The sequence below is a fragment of the Methanobrevibacter sp. genome (assembly GCF_045120835.1).
In the GTDB taxonomy this organism is placed as follows: Archaea; Methanobacteriota; Methanobacteria; order Methanobacteriales; family Methanobacteriaceae; genus Methanocatella.
The window spans coordinates 1-20,968 of sequence record NZ_JBGVFE010000061.1 but is presented as its reverse complement, the minus strand read 5'-3'; the positions used below and the strand labels follow the sequence as shown (position 1 = coordinate 20,968).

15 protein-coding genes are annotated in these 20,968 nt (G+C 32.7%); all 15 read right to left on the bottom strand.

Annotated elements, in window-relative coordinates; genetic code table 11:
* Window positions 1-846 precede the first annotated feature (846 nt).
* Window positions 847-1,089, bottom strand: coding sequence for a hypothetical protein (locus tag ACJMLO_RS06065; protein WP_405294931.1), 243 nt, complete (start codon window positions 1,087-1,089; stop codon window positions 847-849).
* 11 nt (window positions 1,090-1,100) lie between these two features.
* Entirely contained in the window at window positions 1,101-3,116 is a 2,016-nt protein-coding gene (locus ACJMLO_RS06060) for an FtsX-like permease family protein (protein WP_405294929.1), read from the bottom strand.
* 37 nt (window positions 3,117-3,153) lie between these two features.
* Entirely contained in the window at window positions 3,154-10,398 is a 7,245-nt protein-coding gene (locus ACJMLO_RS06055; protein WP_405294927.1) for an AMP-binding protein, read from the bottom strand.
* A gap of 502 nt (window positions 10,399-10,900) precedes the next feature.
* Window positions 10,901-12,121 carry an ATP-binding protein gene (locus tag ACJMLO_RS06050; protein ID WP_405294925.1) on the bottom strand — a complete coding sequence of 407 codons (1,221 nt, stop codon included), beginning with the start codon at window positions 12,119-12,121 and terminating at the stop codon, window positions 10,901-10,903.
* Between the two features lie 669 nt (window positions 12,122-12,790).
* Window positions 12,791-13,195, bottom strand: coding sequence for a hydrogenase iron-sulfur subunit (locus ACJMLO_RS06045; RefSeq protein ID WP_405294923.1), 405 nt, complete (start codon window positions 13,193-13,195; stop codon window positions 12,791-12,793).
* Between the two features lie 13 nt (window positions 13,196-13,208).
* Window positions 13,209-14,354, bottom strand: coding sequence for a Coenzyme F420 hydrogenase/dehydrogenase, beta subunit C-terminal domain (locus ACJMLO_RS06040; protein WP_405294933.1), 1,146 nt, complete (start codon window positions 14,352-14,354; stop codon window positions 13,209-13,211).
* A gap of 3 nt (window positions 14,355-14,357) precedes the next feature.
* Window positions 14,358-15,401 carry a molybdopterin-dependent oxidoreductase gene (locus tag ACJMLO_RS06035; RefSeq protein WP_405294921.1) on the bottom strand — a complete coding sequence of 348 codons (1,044 nt, stop codon included), beginning with the start codon at window positions 15,399-15,401 and terminating at the stop codon, window positions 14,358-14,360.
* A gap of 18 nt (window positions 15,402-15,419) precedes the next feature.
* Window positions 15,420-15,785, bottom strand: a complete 366-nt coding sequence (locus tag ACJMLO_RS06030; RefSeq protein ID WP_405294919.1) for a hypothetical protein — start codon at window positions 15,783-15,785, stop codon at window positions 15,420-15,422.
* 557 nt (window positions 15,786-16,342) lie between these two features.
* On the bottom strand, window positions 16,343-16,903 hold the full coding sequence (locus ACJMLO_RS06025; RefSeq protein ID WP_405294917.1) for a UPF0254 family protein: 561 nt from the start codon (window positions 16,901-16,903) through the stop codon (window positions 16,343-16,345).
* On the bottom strand, window positions 16,881-17,546 hold the full coding sequence (locus ACJMLO_RS06020; RefSeq protein WP_405294915.1) for a hypothetical protein: 666 nt from the start codon (window positions 17,544-17,546) through the stop codon (window positions 16,881-16,883). The genes ACJMLO_RS06025 and ACJMLO_RS06020 overlap by 23 nt, the downstream gene beginning before the upstream one ends.
* A 4-nt stretch (window positions 17,547-17,550) precedes the next feature.
* Entirely contained in the window at window positions 17,551-18,249 is a 699-nt protein-coding gene (locus ACJMLO_RS06015) for a Nif3-like dinuclear metal center hexameric protein (RefSeq protein ID WP_405294913.1), read from the bottom strand.
* Window positions 18,246-19,037 (bottom strand): SAM-dependent methyltransferase HcgC family protein, encoded by a 792-nt coding sequence (locus tag ACJMLO_RS06010; protein WP_405294911.1) that lies wholly within the window; start codon window positions 19,035-19,037, stop codon window positions 18,246-18,248. Before ACJMLO_RS06010 ends, ACJMLO_RS06015 begins: the two co-directional genes overlap by 4 nt.
* Window positions 19,038-19,520, bottom strand: coding sequence for a DUF3236 domain-containing protein (locus ACJMLO_RS06005; RefSeq protein WP_405294909.1), 483 nt, complete (start codon window positions 19,518-19,520; stop codon window positions 19,038-19,040). It abuts the gene before it with no gap.
* A gap of 24 nt (window positions 19,521-19,544) precedes the next feature.
* On the bottom strand, window positions 19,545-20,543 hold the full coding sequence (gene hmdB / locus ACJMLO_RS06000; protein ID WP_405294907.1) for a 5,10-methenyltetrahydromethanopterin hydrogenase cofactor biosynthesis protein HmdB: 999 nt from the start codon (window positions 20,541-20,543) through the stop codon (window positions 19,545-19,547).
* Between the two features lie 115 nt (window positions 20,544-20,658).
* On the bottom strand, window positions 20,659-20,968 hold a 310-nt coding region (locus ACJMLO_RS05995; protein WP_405294905.1), incomplete at its 5' end, for a 5,10-methenyltetrahydromethanopterin hydrogenase family protein.

Below are 20,968 nucleotides of genomic sequence, written 5' to 3'. Positions count from 1 at the left end.
TCCAAAACTCTATTGGTATTGCCTTTCTTTCTAGGACTTGCCTGTAAAGCTAAAATCTTCATATTAATTACCTCACACTAAATTAATGAATTTGAAATATTTATAATTTACCAATGCAACTAATAGATTTCATGAGATATGTTTCCAACAAGACAGTACTAATAAAAACAATAGTTGCTTTGTTTAATTTGATTTAATTGAACATCATTAACATTAACTGCAAGAGTTTTGAACATCACATTTCTTTTACACATCAATACATTTAAAAAATAAGTTTTCAATAGGCAGTGGCAGCAGTTAATGTTTTAACAAATGTATCCTGAAAATATTTAATATCATAAGTTTCAAAAAAGTAGTTTAGAGAGGTAAGTAGCACAACTATCGCATAAGTTTTCATATAATAACCTCAATTAATTTAATTAATTAATAATTTAATTTTTAAGTTATATATAATTAATAGCTATTTAATTAATACCCCCATCTACAATACTTAAGCAATGCAATAACACAGATTGTTGTTGGAAACATAATACCCTTTTTAATTCCAACAGACAATAAACAAGTGAATGAAATATTTAATGGACGTTTTCTAAAGTTGCAGTATGATTCATCTATTTTAAGCTCAGTATTTTCCTTGATGTGTATGGAGTCAAATGAGTATAGTGGGGGCTTGCTGTAATTGGATTACATAGTTGTTTTTATATATTAATCATGAAATTTTCAGGATTCATGAAGGTCTTAAATGAGGTGAAACAGATAAGTAATTGGCGGGAAAGAATTGGAAACTTGATTTGAGAAAGTTTAAGAAGTAAACAATAATTATTTTTTAAACGGATAAAAAATTGACTATTCAAGGTGTTTTAGAGATTCAACCATATTCAATTTCTTAATTTTGCGTGAAAACATTAGGTTCACGACTATTGATAATGTAAATATTATTGCAGCAGTCAATAAAACATTTGTAACAGTTAATGAAGGGACTATGTAAAATGCATCTCCTGAAGACATCCACATCAATTCCAAAATGTATAAACCTAAAGGTATTCCCAATATAAATCCGATAACAGTAAAGAAGAGGTTTTGTGTCAATAACAATCTTCTTAAGTCATTATTTTGAAACCCCATACCTTAAGGGTTGAAATTTCTCTTTCAATTTCAGTAAATGACAGCAATCCCAGATTATATAATACGACGATTGCTAAAATGCAAGCAAAGAATATCAGCACGAAAATTATAAGCCACATTGTTTCAGTTATCTTATCCCAGCTATCTTCAATGTCATTTATTGAATTGATTGTTTTAATTCCTTCAAATGTTTTATTCACCTGTTCGGAAGTTATGATGCTTGTAGGAGTGTTATTCAAACCCAATTTATCTAATTTGTCCGGAGACATGATAATACCCTGTGAAATTGGATCTGCATGGATTTTATCAATTTTTGTTTTAACCCAATTATCTGAGCCCATAATATGCCATTTAACTGTATCGCCAACACCGACTTCCAACATATCAGCCATCTTTTGTGAAATTGAAAATTCATCATCTTTAAGTTCTATTCTATTCCAGTCCTTGTCTGTTGGCGTTATTAAAGGCGTATTATCTAAAACAAGAAGCGAACCCGATTTTTTCATGGTGTCAGATTCAATTTCAATGCTTCCTTCCATTATTTTACTGCCATTTACTTCACTAGCCACATTGTCAACTTGTGATGTCAATGCATCCTCATCAATCACCAGTTTTGAGTCATAATGATTAATCTGATCGTATTTCCATTCTTTTACATCATTTAATCCATCATACATTCCAAATGCACCCACCAAAAGTGCACTGCAACCCATAACTCCTATGATAGTCATCAATCCCCGTAACTTATTTCTTTTAGCATCCCTATAATTCCAGCGGATATTAAATGACAATCTCTTCCAAACCTTTAGTTTTTCAATAGCTCCTGAAGTGGATGCCTTAGGTGCTTTTGGCCTTATTGTATCTGATGGATTTTCATTTGAAATACTTGAAACGGTAAAATAGGAAACTGAAAGTGAAAACAGGACTATTAAAACCATTACAAAAACAAAATTCATGCTCCATGCAGGACTCCATAACGGAAGTTGATATGAATCAATCATCGAAGGATAAAAAAGATTAGGCAACGTCATAGGTCCTAAAATCAAACCCAAAAGCGATCCAATCAAAACCATCCAAAATCCATAGGAAATATAATGCATCGTTAATGTTTTGTTTCTAAATCCATTGGCTTTTAATATGCCTATTTGATTGCGTTGATGTGCTATTATTCTTGTCATTGTTGTTAAAAGGATGAGCATTGAAATTATAATGAATACTACTGGAAAAATGTCCGCCATCATTTTATGTTTTGTAATTTCCTGTGAAAATTGATGGACACTTGGATGATTTGACCTGTCCACAAATGAATTGTAATAGCCATTCAAACGATAATCCACTAAATCCTCAAAGGTTTCTGCTTCACCATCAAACTTAACATTCAAGACATTGTATGGGACAGTATCCCCTGGAAATGCTTTATAAGACAAGTAGGCAAATCCGGATTTGTTATGATCAGGTCTTACTGAAAATGATGAAGCATGGTAAACATATTCTGGCGAATATCCCAATCCCCTAATTTCTTTTTCGATTATATAGCCTTCAGATTCAAAACTGATGTTATCTCCAACTTCGAGGCCTTTAGCATCAGCAAAATCCTTATCAAGCCATACACCATTGGAATCATTAATATCTAATGGTTCACCTTCCATTAAATAAAACTTGGATATTGTATTGTTTTCAACAAAATGCAGCGTTATTACAGGACTATTTTCAAAGTCCGCTACAGAATCAACCACCAACTGCCTTTCCATTTGAGTAGTTGGACCTAAAATGTCTACCTGATATAGAAACAAATCATTTAAATAGGGCGAATAAATCCAGCCATCAGCTAGGTTTGTATCTTCGTAATAATGGTTTACATTGACCTCAAGACCTACACATTCACCTGAGATACCTGCAAATAGAAACATCCCTAAAAATGCCATTAAAAATATGGACAAGAATTGGGTTTTGTGTTTCATTATATCTCTTATCATCTTTTTTGCAAGCATTTTTTCACCACGTAACTCATAATTTTCTCATCTGAAACTATTTTAATGTATCACTCAAATTGGAGGACATATCTGCATTGATAATGTTAGATAAAACTGAAATATAAATATCTTTGAAATCATTTATCATCTTATCAGAATACATGTTGGAATTGATGATTATTAACCTATAAGTTTCACCATATTGATAAATTTGAACACCAAAATCTACTAAGAAATCACTGTAAATATCAAGGACTTGATTAGTGAATTCGTCAACATCAATGCCTTCAACAACATCAGCAAATTCAATATCATCTACAATCCAATTAGGCACAAATTGAAACATGATGTTAACCTCAAAATCATGATCCTGATGAAGAAAAATGGCAGGATAATAACTATACCTTGAGGCCCCATAAACAAGATGGGACATATGTTCCATAAATGAATTGATGCTTCTGTCTTTACAGTCTGCAACCAATGTCATTACATTAGAAGTCATACCTATGAACTCATCTGTGAATCTGTCACGTCCATTTTCAATCAACATAAAAAGGACTTTATCACTGTCTACAAATTGAGATAAAGTATATGTAAATACGCTTGTGAACAATACATTTTCACCAATTCCCACTTTATTTAAAAATGACTTGAATGCAACTTTGTCAAATTCCAAATCATAAGACGAAGTAGTATACCCTTTAGAGGAATTGTCAGGTAACAATTCACCCACATCACCGACATCAGATAATATTGGTTGATAAAATTCTCTAGCCTCTTCGAATTTCTCAGTGTTTTTTATTTGCTGTGAAAAAGCAGATGTTTTTAAAAATGTATCATCCAAATCAACACTACCCCCATCGAGAAGAACCTGTAAATCATGTTTAAATAAACCTGCAGAAGTTGCATCAAAGATGATGTGGTGAATCAGATAAAACAAGTAATATGATTCTTCATATTCAACAATCATGAACTTAGACAAATAATTATATAAATCTAAACTTTCAGAAAAGAAATCGATAAGGGTACTCTCATCAGCATTAGATTTCACTGAAATCGGAGGTTTATCTCCTTTTACCAAATACGGATACTCTCCTTTAAACAGATGTTTGATAGATTTAAGCATATTGGAAATGCCAATTACATCTAATCCATATGAACCAATTATATTCCTGATGTTTTCTATTTTGAACTTTTTAGTAGTGCTTATTAAATCCTTAATAGCATTCCTCTTACTTACGTCTTCTGTATCATTTACCTCATATATATCGCTTAAACGCATGCATAATATTGGATGGGCATCCAATAACGCATCCAGTGAATCAAGTATATTATCAAGACCATATTCCTTAGGGATGGAAATAAAATGAGGTATGTGGTAAGCATTCTTTTTATTATTAATAATCACATCAGCAAATACATTAACCTGTGCTGCATTCAATGGACAACCACTTTCCAAAGTATAAAGATCCAAATCAAAAGATAAATCAGACATATTCCTTGCAATTGCCTCAGGAGTGCGAAAAGTAAAAATATCTGCCATAGTAACATCGTTAGAGTCAATATAAGACAGCAGCTTGATTCCAGTTAATGAATCACCACCAAGACGAAGAAAATCATCATAAATACCAATTTGATGATTAAATACTTTTTCAAATGCTTCAACGATAATTTTTTCATTTTCCGTTGTTGGAGCAACATATTTTTTATGTAAGCAACTTGAATCCACATCAGGCAATGCACGTTTGTCAACTTTACCATTGACATTCAACGGAATTTCATCTAATTTGACTACATATGAAGGAGCCATGTACTCGGGTTTATGTTTAATTACATGTTCACGAACAAAATCAATCAAATCAGAATCATCGAAACTTTCAGATAATACAATATATGCAACCAGTTCATTATTTCCATTATTTTCAATTATCTGAACTGTAACATCTTCAACATTGGTCATGCTTCTTATTGATGATTCAACTTCTGTGAGTTCCACACGGTTTCCTCTGATCTTAATCTGGTTGTCACGACGACCGACAATGGCTAATGTCTCATCTGGCAATACTCTTACCATATCTCCAGTACGATACAGTATATTGTACTCATCATTATTGTCAAATGGATTGTTAATGAAAGATTTTGTGGTTTCTTCTTCACGATTTAGATATCCTTCAGATACTTGGAAACCGGATATGCATAATTCGCCTATTGCACCAATAGGGACACGTCTTAGTTCATTATCTAAAATGTAAGCTTTGGTATTGTAATTTAATCTGCCAATTGATGAAGCATCTATTTTATCTAAGTTGTTAATTGATGTTACAAATGAAAATGTTTCTGTTGGTCCGAATCCGTCAATTAGAATATAGTCTTCTGGGCTTTCAAATTCACCTAATTTCTCACCACCAACAGTTAAAACCTCCATCGAAGTGTCATCAACATTTTCCATAAAGAGTTTACCAACTTGAGTTGTAATCATTGCATGAGTTACGCCATGTTCTACGAAATATTCGTTTAATTTATTGACATTCAGCTTGATGTCATCTGGAACGATTGATAAACATGCTCCTGCATAGAATGTTTGACAAACTGCCTGTGAACCGGCGTCAAAACTGATATCGGCAAACAAACCATATACATCATTCCGGTCAAAGTCAAATTTGTCAACATAAACAGCGGATAAATTAAGAATGGATTTTCTTGTAACTTTAACACCTTTAGGAAGGCCAGTAGTACCGCTGGTGTACAGCATACAGGCCAAATCACCATAAGTTATAGGTAAATTAGATAAACTTCCAATTTCTCCATTAACAATATTAGAAATATTTAAAAGATTAACATCATCATTTGTTAAATTCTTAGCACGTTCATAAGTCTCATCGCTAACAATAACAACCCTTGCTTGAGCATCATTTAACATGAACTCAATACGTTCATCAGGATGTGCATCATCCAAAGGAACATAAACACCACCCATAGATAAAATACCTAAAACACAGAACATGTACAATTCAGACCTTTCAACTAAAAATGCAACATTATCTCCTTTTTCAACACCTATGGCCTTCAACTTACTTGATACCACATCAGCTATAAAAGCACCTTCATCATAACAATAACTGTTATCATTACAACTTACCAACTTATTTTTAGGATATTTGGAAAGATGGGCATTGAAAGCATCCAAAATATCATTATAATCCAAAGGATGCTCAGTTTGATTTAATGCATCCAAAATCTCAAGATCAACTTCAGAGGTATAATTGATGTCCTTCAAGACATCTACCTTAAGCATGTCATGCAAAATCAACTTATAGGATTCAACAAAATGCTCCATGAAACTTTTAGAGTATACTGATGAATATAGAATTCTAATCGTTAGCTTATCCTCGCCATTATTGAAAATATAAAAAGCCAAATCTGCATTCAAATCATGGCTCAGTTCATCAACACTGAACTTCAAATCCCCTCCATTGAGTACATCACTGAAAATGTTCGAATACTGGAAGAATACATTTGAATTCAAATCATATTCATTGGCTAAAAGACGGAAAGGATACAAATCATACATCATGGCGGAATTAATTAAATCAGAGGAATATTCAAGATAAGAATCAACGTCCTGATTTTTACAGTCCATCAAAACAGGCAATGTCCTAACAAACATTCCAACAGACTCAGACAAATCAATATGTCCTCTACCATCCTCAACAATATTGAAAAGAACCTTATCGGAACCTGTGAATCTTGATAAAGTATATGCAAAAACACTGCTGAAGAATTGGTTATATGTAATCGAATGACTCTGCAGGAATGAATTTAAATATTCCATTCCAACATCAAAAGTATTAACAACTTCAAATTCAGCATCGCCGCTTACGCAAGGCAGCAATTCGTGAACTTCATCTGCATCAGCTAACATGCCAGCGAAGAATTCATGAGCAGCATCCATATAATCCGAATCTACAATCTCTTCAAATGCAATTTGTCTTAAAACTCCCTTGTCAACAAAATCAACATCATCGCCATCCAAAATTGAAATGAACCTACTTAATAATATGCTCAATGAAGTACCATCAAAAATCAAATGATGGAAATCAGCGCAAAGAACAATTGAGCCATTATCATTCACAATCAAGAATCTGGATAAGTACTTATCCAATTCAAACTCTCTGACAAAAGTTCTTATATCATTTAAAGATCCTTCAACAATTTCAGGTTCTGCGTCGAAAGTAAAAGATAAATCCCCATCTTTATTTAAAACACGGGCTTTTAAAACAGGGAACACATCAAACAATTTGACTAATGCATCTTTAATTTCCTCAACAGAATATTTGTCCTTGAAATCTATTTTAAATGAATTGTTGTATGCAGTACCCATGTTATTGACGCTTTCATCAAGATAAACATTTAATTGAGATTCTGATAAAGGACACAAATCCTCAAAAGTGTATTTGTCTTCATCAACAGTAGCATGAACATTTAAATTAAATTTAATATGGTTGGCAATGTCTTTTGGGGTGGTGAGACTCAAAAGTTCATTTGAGGATAGATTAACACCTAATCTTTCTTTTAATAATAACTGCAATTTCATTGCAGACAATGAATTTCCACCCAAAGCAACGAAATCATCATCAATTAAAACAAAATCAAGATCTAAAACCTCTTTAAATGCATCTACAACAGAACTAATAATCTCATCAGCCATTTCTATATCTTCATTATTTATAGCTGTTTTTAATAAAGATTTATCAATTTTTCCAGTGGCACTTAAAGGAATCTCATCCAATTCTATGAAAAGGGAAGGAACCATATAATACGGCAAATTGATATTTAAAGCTTCTTTAACTTCATCAATGTTCAGATTGTCGTTGGTTGTATAATATGCAATCAGAGTGTCATTGTCAACATCCAGATATATCTCTGAAATCTCACTGAAACCATTCATTATATTTAAGATTTCGCCGGATTCTACACGGAATCCTCTAACGGATAATTGATTGTCTTCACGTCCGATAATTTCAATTTCACCATCAAAATTATAAAATCCGATATCTCCAGTGTGATACAGCCGTTCATTATCCTCGCCAATGCAATAAGGATTGTCCATGAAAACTTCATCAGTCAATTCAGGATTGTTAAGATATCCCTGGCTTATATACTTATTGGATACACATATTTCGCCAGGAACTCCAATTGGCATTTGATTATTGTTTTTATCTAAAATATAAACCCATGAATTGGCAACAGGACTGCCCAAAGGTACATTACCCTCAGCAATATCTTTTAAATCATATATCTTGCTTACACCACAAATTATTTCTGTTGTCCCATAGAAATTGACCAATTTTGCATGCCTTTCCTTTTTGCTTAATTCGTTTAGTTTTGCGCCGGCCAATACCAAATAGTCCAATTGTAAATCTTCGTTTTCATAAATTGGAATTCCAATGCTTGGAAGTAAGATTAAGCTGTTCATATGGTTTTCTTTAAGCTCTTTAACTAAAAGTAAACTGTCCTTTTGTTCCTGTTCATTGAATATCCTGCAGCATCCTCCGAAATATAGTGCAGCGTATAGCACAAATGATGCAACAAAAGTAAAACCCAGATAATGGCCAATGATATCACCTTGAGAATAGTTGAAGATTTCCCTAAATGAAACTCCCACGCCCGGAATTTGGCTATTGGAAACCATTACTCCTTTAGGAAGCCCTGTGGTTCCAGATGTGAATATGATTGTGAATAATTCATCAGGACTAGTTTCAATATCGACATCCACATCATCAGTGTCATTTAAATTTTCGATAAGAATAACTTCTTCTTTTAAACCAAATGAATTTGCAATTGCTTCAGTTGTAACAATGTGTCTGGCCTGACTAACATTTAGCATATATTCAATACGTTTTAAAGGATAAAAAAGGTCAACTGGAATGAATGTGGCTCCAATCTTATTTAATGCCAATACCAATTCCGGAAAATGATAAGATCTCGGAAGCATTAAAGCAACCCGACTACCATGACCAATATTATAATTCGCCTTTAAATCATACGCAATGGAATTGCTTGACTTTTCAAGCTCCTTAAAAGTTACTTTATTTATACCATCATCCACCGCAACGACATCAGGATATTTAATAGCATTTTCACGAAAAGCATTAGGCAAGAATTTATTTTCATCAACTACAACACTCTCTCCTTTGCAAAAATTAGTGAGCAAGTCTTTTTCTTCCTTTGAAAGAATATCCATATCTCCAACAAGCTGATCTGGAGAATTTATTATATTATTGACTAAACTTTCGATATTTCTAGCCATGTGCTCAATATAGACATCTGAAAACAAATCAGAATTATAGACAAGCTCCAAATAACCTTCATAAATATTCAATGTCAAAGCAGAATCCTCACCGTTATAAACGGAAATGTTTTCATTCAAATCACTAAAATCATAAACAGAATAATAAGATATATCCCCATCCAAATAATTATCAACATCAATTTTTGCATGGTTTATACTATTTTTAAAAGCAGAATCAAATTCATTCAATAAATCACTGAAATAGTCATTATTATTGACATTAACTTTTAAAAATGTATTTTTATCAAATGCCTCTAAATCATTCTTTTTACTATGAATAATGGTTTTTAACAAACATCCTTCAGTTCTGTCAATACGGGAGAGATACAATGAAAGTACGCTTCCATAAAAATCAAATAAAGAACAATCATTATTCTTAATGAAATTATTGATTGAATCATTATCAACATTGCTTATTTGTTTTTTATAGGCACCATGACCCAGATTATAAAACTTAACATAATCGCTGGAATTTAGGATATAATTTCTCCAATAAGTTGAATCCTTTTCAAAATCAGTAGAATTTAAATAATCTCTAAAATCATTATAATAAGAATTCAAATCCTTTTCTGGATAAGATTTATTTAAATCATAGAATAATTCATAAAAATCATTTATGGATGTATAGTCAAATATTAATGAACTGATGTTTGCCAAGATTTTTAATCTTTTACTGTCTTTTAAAACTAAAAACCTATAGAGAGGAACATCGAGTGCATTGTCAAAAGTAAATTCAAAAAAGGAATCAATAATTCTTTCAGTTTCACTTCCTTCCAAATTAGAGACATCCTTAACTTGATAATCAATATCCCCATCAATCAGGGTTGCATTAAAGTTCTTATCAAACTGCCAGTTAAAAATATTCTTTGATTTAATGAAACCATCCTCAATAACAGAATAGTCATAATCCTCTAAATCTAATATAAATTGAACATCATAAAAATTCAAACAGAAGCCTCCTCTTTAAAATGGAACTTTTTTTATGAGTCATGGAATCATTAACTAAAACATCCCAAATAATAACATGATAATATTCAAAAATCAAATATACCTATATCATATGTATTATATTATCAAGTAATAAATATAACTTAGGGTATTAGAAATTTATTGAAAAAAAGTTATTAATAACATAACACAGACAAAGCATAGAGGAAATCATGAGATATTTCAAATAGGATTATTTAATTAGCATAAGTTTTTAAAAAAAGTAGGTAGAGAGGTAAGTAGTACAACTATAACATGAGTTTTCATAAAAAACTACCTCAATTATTTAATTAATATTATTTTACTTTTTTAAATTATATATAAATAGCTATTTTTAATTTATTCAATATCATCAAGGCTTTATGGAAAAGAAAATATTAATATAACTTCTAGAAAATGTAGTGTAGATAGAAAAGATATTGCTTACTAATAGAATATGTCAACAATATTGCAGGATAATATTTCAATCCCACCAATCCTCAATCAAGAAATTAATTATATGTTTTTTCTCAATTCCTTCGTAATCGTATTCATTATCATCTTTTGTAATTAAATATTTGGGATAATTATCATTAATTTTTAGTAATGGACCAAATTCCCTATCACGAGTACTTTCCTGATTAACCTCGTAGGAAACTTGGAAATATCTTTTTAATCCATTTTTTTTGGCTACAAAATCTATTTCTTTTTTGCCCACATTACCTATGGTTACTTCATATCCTCTTCTGATAAGTTCCATATACACTATATTTTCAAGGATTAATTGTGCATCTCTTTTGTTGTGGCCATAGATTGCTTGTCTGAATCCATGATCTGTTAAATAAAATTTTTCGTTTGTTTTTAATATGCCTTTGCCCATAATATTTTCTCTGCGCACTCTGTTGATAAAACATGCATTTTCAAAATATGTTAAGTAATTATATATGGTTTCACGTTTGGAATGCCTTTTGGCTCTTGTTTTAAGATAATCTGAGACACTTTTAACTGAAAAATGATGTCCGACATTCATTATCACAAATCGTATTAACTTATCCATTAAATCAATTCTGCTTACATTTGCCCGTTTAAGCACATCTTCATAGACTATTGAATTGTAGACATCATGCAGGTACCTTTTTTTCTGGTTGTCCTGATTTTCAATTACATCATGTATGAATGGCATTCCTCCCCATTTCAGATAATCATCAAAAAGTTTATTTAATTCAACAGTGTTTCCTTTTTGTTCATTGATTTCTATTACCTCTTTAAATGAGAACGGATAAATGTCAAATGCCATGTAACGTCCAGTGAGGAATGTTGCAAGCTCTCCGGATAACAGTTTTGCATTAGACCCTGTAACATATATGTCTACATCAAAATCGACGATGAATCCTGATAAACTTCTTTCCCACCCTTCAACGTTTTGAATTTCATCAAAAAGTAAATAATATTTTTCATTGGAATTTTTTATGAAATTGGAAACATATTCCGTTAAATCATCTTTATTAGAAATATCCTGATAATGCATGGAATCGAAATTGATTTCTAGGATATTCTCCTCTGAAATTCCCATTTCAATCAGTTCATCTTTAATTTGTTTTAGTAATGTAGATTTGCCGCAACGTCTAATACCTGTTAAAACTTTAATTATTTTTTTTCCAATTAAGGGACGTATTTCTTCAAGATATTGTTCTCTTTTAATCATAGGCATCACTTGTTATATTATATGATTTAATTAATATAAATTTTTTACTATTGAAAGTAACTTTTTTTAAAAAAAATATAAAATCTACTTTGTAAAGTAGTTTTTTTCAATGTGAAGACAATATTTACTTTAGAGTGTATTTTTTTAGAAGGTAAAAAATATTTTTAGATTATCATAATGACACTGTAATTCTCATAATAACCATTCTTGAACCTCTCCGACCTGTAGAGGTCGGAGTATTCTTTCACCATTAAGGTAAAAAGCCAAAATTCTTTAGGTTATTTCAACATGACATGAAAATGATTTTCGAACAACAGTAATTAAAATATAAAAATAGATTAGCTATTAAAGTTTAGGAGATTTGCTTCAATAGCTATTCTAGACAGTGAAAGATAACCTTATTAAAAATAAATTATCTCTTTTTTTGTTAATTATCCAAAATATTGATGGAGAAAAGATAATAACAATCCGGTTATGCCATCAGAATGTTATTACTGGCTAATGATGAATTATATCAATAATCAGATAATTAATTGAAAGGATATTAAATATTCTCTATTTAATTACCTTTCTAACATTAGTAACGAATCACTAATCTTAGAAAGGCAATCAGAGGGAAAAAGCAAATAGCTATTTGAATAGCTATTTACTATATGACCAGTTATTTTTTTACTCCAATTGCAAAGGACCCAATTTGGATAATGTTTTATGAAATTCATTCATTGTATTCTGGAATTTTTCTCCTTCTGAAGCGGAAATCCATTCATGGCGGAATCTTTCCTTTTCTATTCCAAATTCCTCCAGGATGTCTTCCACGATTTTTGCTCTTCTAGACCATTTGTAGTTACCTGCATCATAATGGCAATCACCGATATGGCATCCCCCTACAAATACGCCATCTGCTCCTTCCTCGAATGCTTTGAAAATCATTGAAGGATTGATTCTTCCGGAACACATTACACGAATGATCCTGACATTTGGTGGATATTGCATACGTGCTGTTCCAGCAGTGTCAGCACCACCATAACAACACCAGTTACATAATAAACCTACTATTTTTAATTCGTCTGACATTAATAATCACCTCTTATAGTTCTACTTTATCTGGACTGTATAATGGAGGTTTAATATCATCTGAAACTCCAGCTACATAGCCAGTTCTGTTATAATATTTTTTCTGCAATTTGTCAAAGATTAGTGAAACCGGAATATCCATCGGACATACATCATCACATTGACCACAGTCAACACAGCTAAAGCTCATGTGTGACAATCTCACTCCCTGAAATGCTATTGGGATTGGTGGAATGTTTGCCTCATCCTTAAAATAGGATTTGTTCAGTTCACAGTTTTCAAAGCACCAACATATTGGGCAGATGTCACGGCAAGCATAGCAGCTTATGCAACGGCTCCATTCATCCATTGCACTGACTTTCGGATACATTGCATCCTGTGCCTTTTGAGCCATCTTTTTCATGATTCCTTCAACTTTTGATCTTCCTTCAACTGCAGCATCAGCAGGAGATTTTGTCTCAAGCATACCTGCCTTTTTTGCTCCGTCAATTAGTTGTTGTCCTTTTTCATCATTGATTTCTATGAATGTCCATCCGTCCTCTGCACCCCAGTTTCCGCATGCGATATTTGCTTTTCTTGGGATTTTCACATCACATCTCTGGCAGTTGTCACGGCGACCGTAACCTTTCTCTTCAAGGTCATGGATTTTAACAGCTTCTTCTGAACCGTCTGCAAGCTCTATGATAAACTGACCTTTGTCAATTTCTTCAGAAACGACATCATCAGGATCTGCTTCATAGAAAAGGTCGATCATTTTTCTTCCGGAAACAGGTGAGACTGTTCCTCCACAGTTCAAACCTACTGTGAAAATATTATCTTCATTGATTTTGTGTCTCTTAATCAGTTCCTGGATTGACCTTATATCACATGGTTTTACTGCAACAGCAACCTTTTTGTCATAGAGATATTTTTGAATAAGGTCACCCACCATTGTAGGGGCACAGTGATATGAACCTGCAGTTTCAATTAAATCTTCTGAATTGGTTATGAAAGTTGGAATTCCATCATAAACATCATCAACCGGTTTTAGAGCTAGAACTCCATCCACAATTCCTTCATCAAGCAGATATTTGAAGATGCTTGTTACTGCTCCTCCGCATTCTCCGGCTTTATGTATTTCATCATTTTGTGATTTTGCTAAAACATAACTCATTATCATCACCTATCCATTTAATTTTTCAATTACCTCAATTTCACTTAGAGTATCGGATTCAGCTACAGCTTTGAAGCTTTGGGTTTCTCCCATAGCATTTATAAATGATCCGTCTTTTTCAAGCCATGCTTTAATAGGTATGACAATGTCTGATATTTTTGTAGTGTTGTTTTCACAGTATGCAAAGCTTATTATTTTTGATATCCTTGAAAAATCGAAATCTATCTCATCTGCAATATCATCATTAAAAACAAGTAAAACTTTAGTGTTATCCAGCAGTTCAATCATATCTTCTTCAGATTTTGATTCCATAAAATTTAATGTTCCTTTTGTGTTGGATTTGCTGTATACCGGCAATACTTTACATTTTGAATCTTCAACAATTGATATTATCCTATCAAAGTCATCCGGAGAATCAACTTTATTGAATATTATTAAATCTGATTCGTAAAGATTGCTTTTGGCCGCATCCAGAAATTCCTGAACTGAGTCTGTTGAATATTCGTCTGAAATGTTTTCGGTGACTGATTTTTCCAAACCATTAGCACAAATTTTAGCACCATTCTGTTTTGCATGAACGATCCTTCTTCCGATTAATGGATTATCATATAATACATCTCCAATGACTAAGATTGTCTTTGCATTTTCAATGTCATCATATGAAGCGACATCTTCAATGTTACATAGGTTGTCTGCAAAAAATCCGATATTGTAATTTTTGGATTCAGCAAAGTTCTTTATGGCTTCAGTCTCTTCAACAGTGTTGTTGCCAGAGCATATTACTGTAACGGTTGAAGCATCGGCTGAAGATAATTCCTTTAAAACCTCACCAATGGCCTTATCAATATCAGTTTCAGAATTAGAAATTGTGGCTGTTTTGATTTTGTTTTTATAATTTTCAATGGAATCTCTTCCATTTGCACAATTTTTTCCTTCGTTTATCGGATGCCTTTTGTATGGAAAGGATCCGACGACTTCTCCTTCCTTTAAAACCACATTGATGCCGCAACCAACACTGCATGAAGGGCATAACGTGTGCTTGATTTCTAACATATTACATCTCCAAAATTTTTAGTTAAAAAGAGTACTTTGAATATGGGCACTGTCAAGACCCCATGATTCCTCGCAATTTGATAAGATATGGGTTGATTGGCGAGTTATAGAAATCATGTCCATGAAAACACTACATGCCTTTTGAAAGATTATTTTTGAAATCTCATCCTGAATGAAATCCTCATTGGAATTCAATTCAAGAACTCCTTCAATCTTAACATTCAAATCAAAATTTTTCAATGTTTTGATTATAATATTGAAACCAATATTTTTAGGATCCCTATGAACATAGTCAATTGTCCAGTCAATATCAAGATTCAATGATGAGTTTTTAGGATTAATGTCCTGCCTAATCATTCCAATTTTTTGCATATAAATTTTCATTATTATACTCCTTAACTACAAGTTAATAATTCTTATTAAAATTACTCAATTAAAAGATTTAATTAAATAATCTATCATATAGATGGTAGTAATAACCATATATACTTTATTAAAGTATTACTTTTGATTTAAAGTCTTTAATCAATAAAAAACGAATTTTAAAGGGTTTATTTTTTCTTAAGCGAAATTAACAGTCCTATAATTAAATTATTTAAATTCAGACTAGTTGGATTCTGGCAAGTATTACTTCTTAAAAAAATGTAGTTTTCAATATTTCTTAGTGAAATTTAATATCAACATTGATTAAAACTTTAATAAATTAAAAATGAAAATAAAATACTTTATTATTATTTTAAATTAATATACACCCAGTTTTATTCAAAAGGATTTCCTAAATCTAAAATAAATTAGTAATACTTTTTTATAAATTATTACTACTTAAAAACATATAAAAATTGTTAAAAGTATTACTTATAATGGGAAATCCATCAAGAAAACAGCCTGTAAAATTATGCAAAAAATTAAAAACAGATTTAGGAATAGTTTATGTAAATGTGTTATTTTTCCATAATTTGAACATTTTCCAAAGATTGAATCTTATCGATTTGACCATTTAAAAGTAGCAGAATTATTTCCAATGTTTTTCTAATTCCACTTTCAGAGCGGTTAAACAAAGCTTCACTATCGTTTTCACACAGATCGGCATAAACATCTGAAGTGGTTATGATTTCATATTCATCTGTTATGACAGTTATTCCACCACGCCCCACACCAGCAGTGGTTCCAACGGCAATATCACAACCGCTCAAATCTTTAACTGCATAGGCCATGATTTTACTTGCAGACTTATCCCCCTCTTCATCATAGACCTTAATTCCCTTGATTAGTTTATCAGGTTTTGGAGGATTTTCAACATTCAATATTTTCATCACAGCCTCGATTGTGGGAATGAACAGACTGCAGGTCACGCTAAGTTCATCATAATCAAAATCGCCATAATCAGAGATATCTTTGATATACTCACATCCGAAGTTGCCCTCATAGCTTTGAGCAAGGGCATGCAGTTCCATTCCGATTTTTCCATGGGTGAAACATTCAGCTGTTGCTATTTTTTTCATTTTGATCTCTCAATAGTTTCAATGCGTTCATTGTGATGATTTTTGCAACTTCATCTAAAGTGTATGGTGTTACAGGTTCGTTATCCCTAATCAGTTTGTTTGTTGTCAATACAAGATGATTTTTAATTATTCCCTCTTTTCTCAGCTCTTCAACCGCAGGATTATTGTCATCATATTCTGAGATGTCTTTAATTTCAATGTCTTCATTTCCAAATCCGAATATTCCTGCAGTTCCTATTGTTTTGGCCCCCCTTTCATGAGCATACTTTATTATCTTTGAGGCAGTAGGTATTGTATTTCCACCTGCAATAACTATGATTACCACATCACCTTCAATCAAGTCAATGTTTTCATCATCAATGAATTCAGGATAGCTTATGATATTTCTAAATTCTTCATCATGAGTGCAGAGCTGTTTTATGAAATCAGGCTTGTATTGGCCTGTTTCAGCACCGTAAAGTGTAAATATTACATCGCCACCGTCAATCTTTTGACCGTCAAATGCACCTATTGTCTTAGGCCCTCCCCTGTGAACCTGCATCAGGTTTATTGCTATCCTCAAACCTAATCTTCCACATCCTATCAGATCAATTCTTCCTCTAGGAACCTGTCTGTCTTCCATTTTCTGAATTTCATCTTCCATATTATCACTTCAGCACTTCAATTGGTCTTTCATCAATAATTTCTATGTCAATGTCAAGTTCGCTCAGGACATCTCCAAGGACGTATAATCCTGGAACTTCACTTTCATGATGGTTCAAATCAATCAAGGTTATCTTTAAATTTTCGGCAAGTATTGCACATTCATGAGTCAAATCTCCAGAAATCAGAATGTTCAAATTCTTATTTTTTGCCAATCTAATGTAATTAGGATTTTTAAGGCCAAAACCTGAGATTACACCCACTTCTTTTACAATATCCTCATCATTTAAAGTGTTTACAATTCGAACATTGGTGAATTTCTCCATTATGGTTTTTTTCAAATCAATGAATGTTCTGTTTGACCTGCAAACCCTTCCTATTCTTGTTGAATCATCAAAATAATCAATGACTTCCAAACCTAAAATTTCGGCTAATGCGTCATTGGCTCCGCCATCGATAATGTCCCAATTTGAATGGATTGTATATGTGGGTGTTTTTGGAGCAAACAATGGCGGATGATGTGTTATTATCAGAGTATCCTCACAATGAACATCATGATGAGGCAGCAAATCCATATAAAGTTTAATGTATTTAATCTCCTGATCTAAATCATAGTCCTTTTTAAATCCAACTTCATCATTGTCCAAAGCCAAGGATTTTGGTATTTTCTCATTTAAAAATTCAATTATTTCTTTAAGTTTCATAGAATCATTTCTGAATTTATTTTATCGATTTCTTCTCTAATCAAATCATCCAAATCGAACGGTTTGATTGTTGATACCTTAAATGCATTTGTGTCAGTCAGTTCAATGAACTTATCAACATCCTTTTGCTTGAAGATGACCTCCTCAAAAAATCCCATTTCGCATGCACAGTAAAGCACACCTTCCTTTTCAAGAAATCTGTTCAGGAGATTTGTGAGAACTCCGATTGTCAATGTCATTGTCCCTGATGTTTTGGTGTCTATTCCTCTGGTTTTTATAACTGCCTTATTAGAACAATCAACTTCATTCAACCTTTCATGAATATTGTTTTTATTTTTTAGAAGTTCATCATTGTCTTCAGCAACGGGATCCTCTATGATGAATGCATCAACATTTAATCTTGATGATTGTTCAGGAGTTATTCCGCCAAAGCCTGTTGTGTCAATGACAATATCACCGGAGCACATCTGGTCAATGTCTGAAGAAAACTTGATTTTGTTTTTCAAATCCCCTCCCAAATCAGTATACAGCAATTCTTCAAGATGAGGATAGATGTCAATCAAAAGAATGTTTTCATATTTTTCACTTAATCTTTTGACGATTCCAAGGCCTGTAAAATAGGTTCCGACAACAACTATTTTTGTATTCCCATCAACATTCAGGCTTTCAATATATTCAAAAACAGCTTCGGATTTTTTTGAAATGATTTCATTGAAAATATCTATTAATCTTATTTCAGATTTTATTGTAAGCACTTCGGAGGTTATTCCAGTATCAACATTCATCATTTAACCTTCTACTTTTTCAAAACCGATTTTTTCAAGAGCTTCACAGGCTTCCTTGTAAACGGCTTCTTCAATTGTTTTTTTATGAATCACATGTGACGGGGACATTCCTGCAGTCAATATCCTTCCCTTATTGTCAATGAAAACAAGCATTGACCCCGAACCGGGAATTCCCAAACGTCCTCTGGCTATTATCAAATCTGCATCACTTTGATCAAGTGCAATGTATGCCTTTGCAAGAGCCGGGATTCTACTGGTATCTGCAGTATTGGTGTTGATTTGAAGTATTTCCGCCTTGGGCAACCCGTATCCTTTTAGGACTTCATTTAATACATCGACCTTGATTCCGTCCTTATTAGGTATGCATATCTTTTCAGCATTTTTTATGTAATCCTGAATTTCTGCAATTTCTTCGAGAGTGTCTCCAAACCTGCAATTGTTTTCGGACTCTTCAAATGCATTTCTTATCATCCTTTCAAATGCCATATTATCATATCTTAAAAAAAGAGATTAAATAGTTTGAGGTATCAAATCCAACTTTTCAATAACATTGACAACTTCAGAATAATTGCCGTATTCAGGAGATCCCACTCCCTTGACTTCATGAGGATAATTGTCGGCTATGACAGTTGCCAGGTTGTTTGCACCTGCCCTGAGTGAGAATTCCACATTTTCCGGACCTACGGTTGGAGTAGGCATTGTAATAGTTATTTCAGGATACATTATTCTTGTTATCGCAACCATCTTCAGCTGCTCTTTTAGTGGAAATGCGGGATGATTTTCCATCGGTGTTCCCTCATAGGGATTGAATCCCATTATTGGAATCTCCTGCAAGGTTTCAAAATTAGAAAGATATCTCAAGTGCTTTATTCTATCCTCCTTGCTTTCACCAAGACCTAAAAGCAAACCTGATGACAATCCTACACCTGCATCGCTTACCCTTTTACAGGTAAGTATTCTTTGGTCAAGTGAGTCCCCAGGTTTTCTCTGATAGAATATTTCTTCATTTATTGTTTCAAGGTTACAGCAGATTGTATCTGCACCAAGGTCTGCCAACTCTTGCACAGACTTTTCAGTCAAGTCCCCTCCAACATTTACAAGGATTTCCAAATCAGATTGTCCTTTGACGATTCTGCAGGCATTCACGGCCTGCTTTCCTTTGTATCCATATCCGCCAGAACAGCTTACCCGTGGAATATGGGCTTCCTGGATGGATTTTACTGCAGTCAGTATTTCATCGTTGGATTTGTAGAATGCATTATAGTATCCCTTTTCAGAGGTTTCTTCTGCAAATCCGCAATATTCACATCTGGGCTGGATTTGGCATTTGTTTGTAAGGTGCACTGTAGATGTTAATTTGATTACTTTTGATTGATTGTCTCTTATATCACAAGCTATCTTGAACAATTTTTCCAAATCCTCATCATTGTCGATATTTAACAATTCTAAAAATTCCTCATCACTTAATTCTTGTCCTTGTTTTGCTTTATCTAAAATTTCATCAATCAATTTAACACCAACTTATCTATAATTCTCTAATAACTTAACTTATTTTTTAATGGCTATTTTTACATAACAATTAAAAAATAAGTTAATAAAATGTTGGAATTAATCCAACATTAACTTATTCTTCTTTACCTAAATAATCTAGCATAGTAGGTACGAGTTCTGATAGGGATCCGAAGTTCATTGAGTCTGCAGTACCTAATAATGCAGCAGGGTTAAGGGCATCATCTATTTTGTCGATACCTTCGTCTTGCATTAATTTGGTTACATTGGACAATGATTCGAATGCCATACTTTGTGCAAATCCTGCAGGAGCACCTAAGATTTGAGTTACTGTGTCTCTGTATGCTAAGATACCTGCGTAGGTAATTGCAGTTACTGCGGAACACATGTCACATACTGGTCCAACCATGTTTGCTGGTAATGTG

Excerpts from the sequence above, each read along its gene's own strand:
- ACJMLO_RS06035 (WP_405294921.1), bottom strand. The coding sequence starts at position 15,401 with ATGTTAGAAATCAAGCACACGTTATGCCCTTCATGCAGTGTTGGTTGC.
- ACJMLO_RS06025 (WP_405294917.1), bottom strand. The coding sequence starts at position 16,903 with ATGAAAAAAATAGCAACAGCTGAATGTTTCACCCATGGAAAAATCGGA.
- ACJMLO_RS06060 (WP_405294929.1), bottom strand. The coding sequence starts at position 3,116 with ATGCTTGCAAAAAAGATGATAAGAGATATAATGAAACACAAAACCCAA.
- ACJMLO_RS06005 (WP_405294909.1), bottom strand. The coding sequence starts at position 19,520 with ATGGCATTTGAAAGGATGATAAGAAATGCATTTGAAGAGTCCGAAAAC.
- ACJMLO_RS06050 (WP_405294925.1), bottom strand. The coding sequence starts at position 12,121 with ATGATTAAAAGAGAACAATATCTTGAAGAAATACGTCCCTTAATTGGA.
- ACJMLO_RS06010 (WP_405294911.1), bottom strand. The coding sequence starts at position 19,037 with ATGATGAATGTTGATACTGGAATAACCTCCGAAGTGCTTACAATAAAA.
- ACJMLO_RS06020 (WP_405294915.1), bottom strand. The coding sequence starts at position 17,546 with ATGGAAGATGAAATTCAGAAAATGGAAGACAGACAGGTTCCTAGAGGA.
- ACJMLO_RS06015 (WP_405294913.1), bottom strand. The coding sequence starts at position 18,249 with ATGAAACTTAAAGAAATAATTGAATTTTTAAATGAGAAAATACCAAAA.
- ACJMLO_RS06045 (WP_405294923.1), bottom strand. The coding sequence starts at position 13,195 with ATGTCAGACGAATTAAAAATAGTAGGTTTATTATGTAACTGGTGTTGT.
- ACJMLO_RS06030 (WP_405294919.1), bottom strand. The coding sequence starts at position 15,785 with ATGAAAATTTATATGCAAAAAATTGGAATGATTAGGCAGGACATTAAT.
- ACJMLO_RS06040 (WP_405294933.1), bottom strand. The coding sequence starts at position 14,354 with ATGATAATGAGTTATGTTTTAGCAAAATCACAAAATGATGAAATACAT.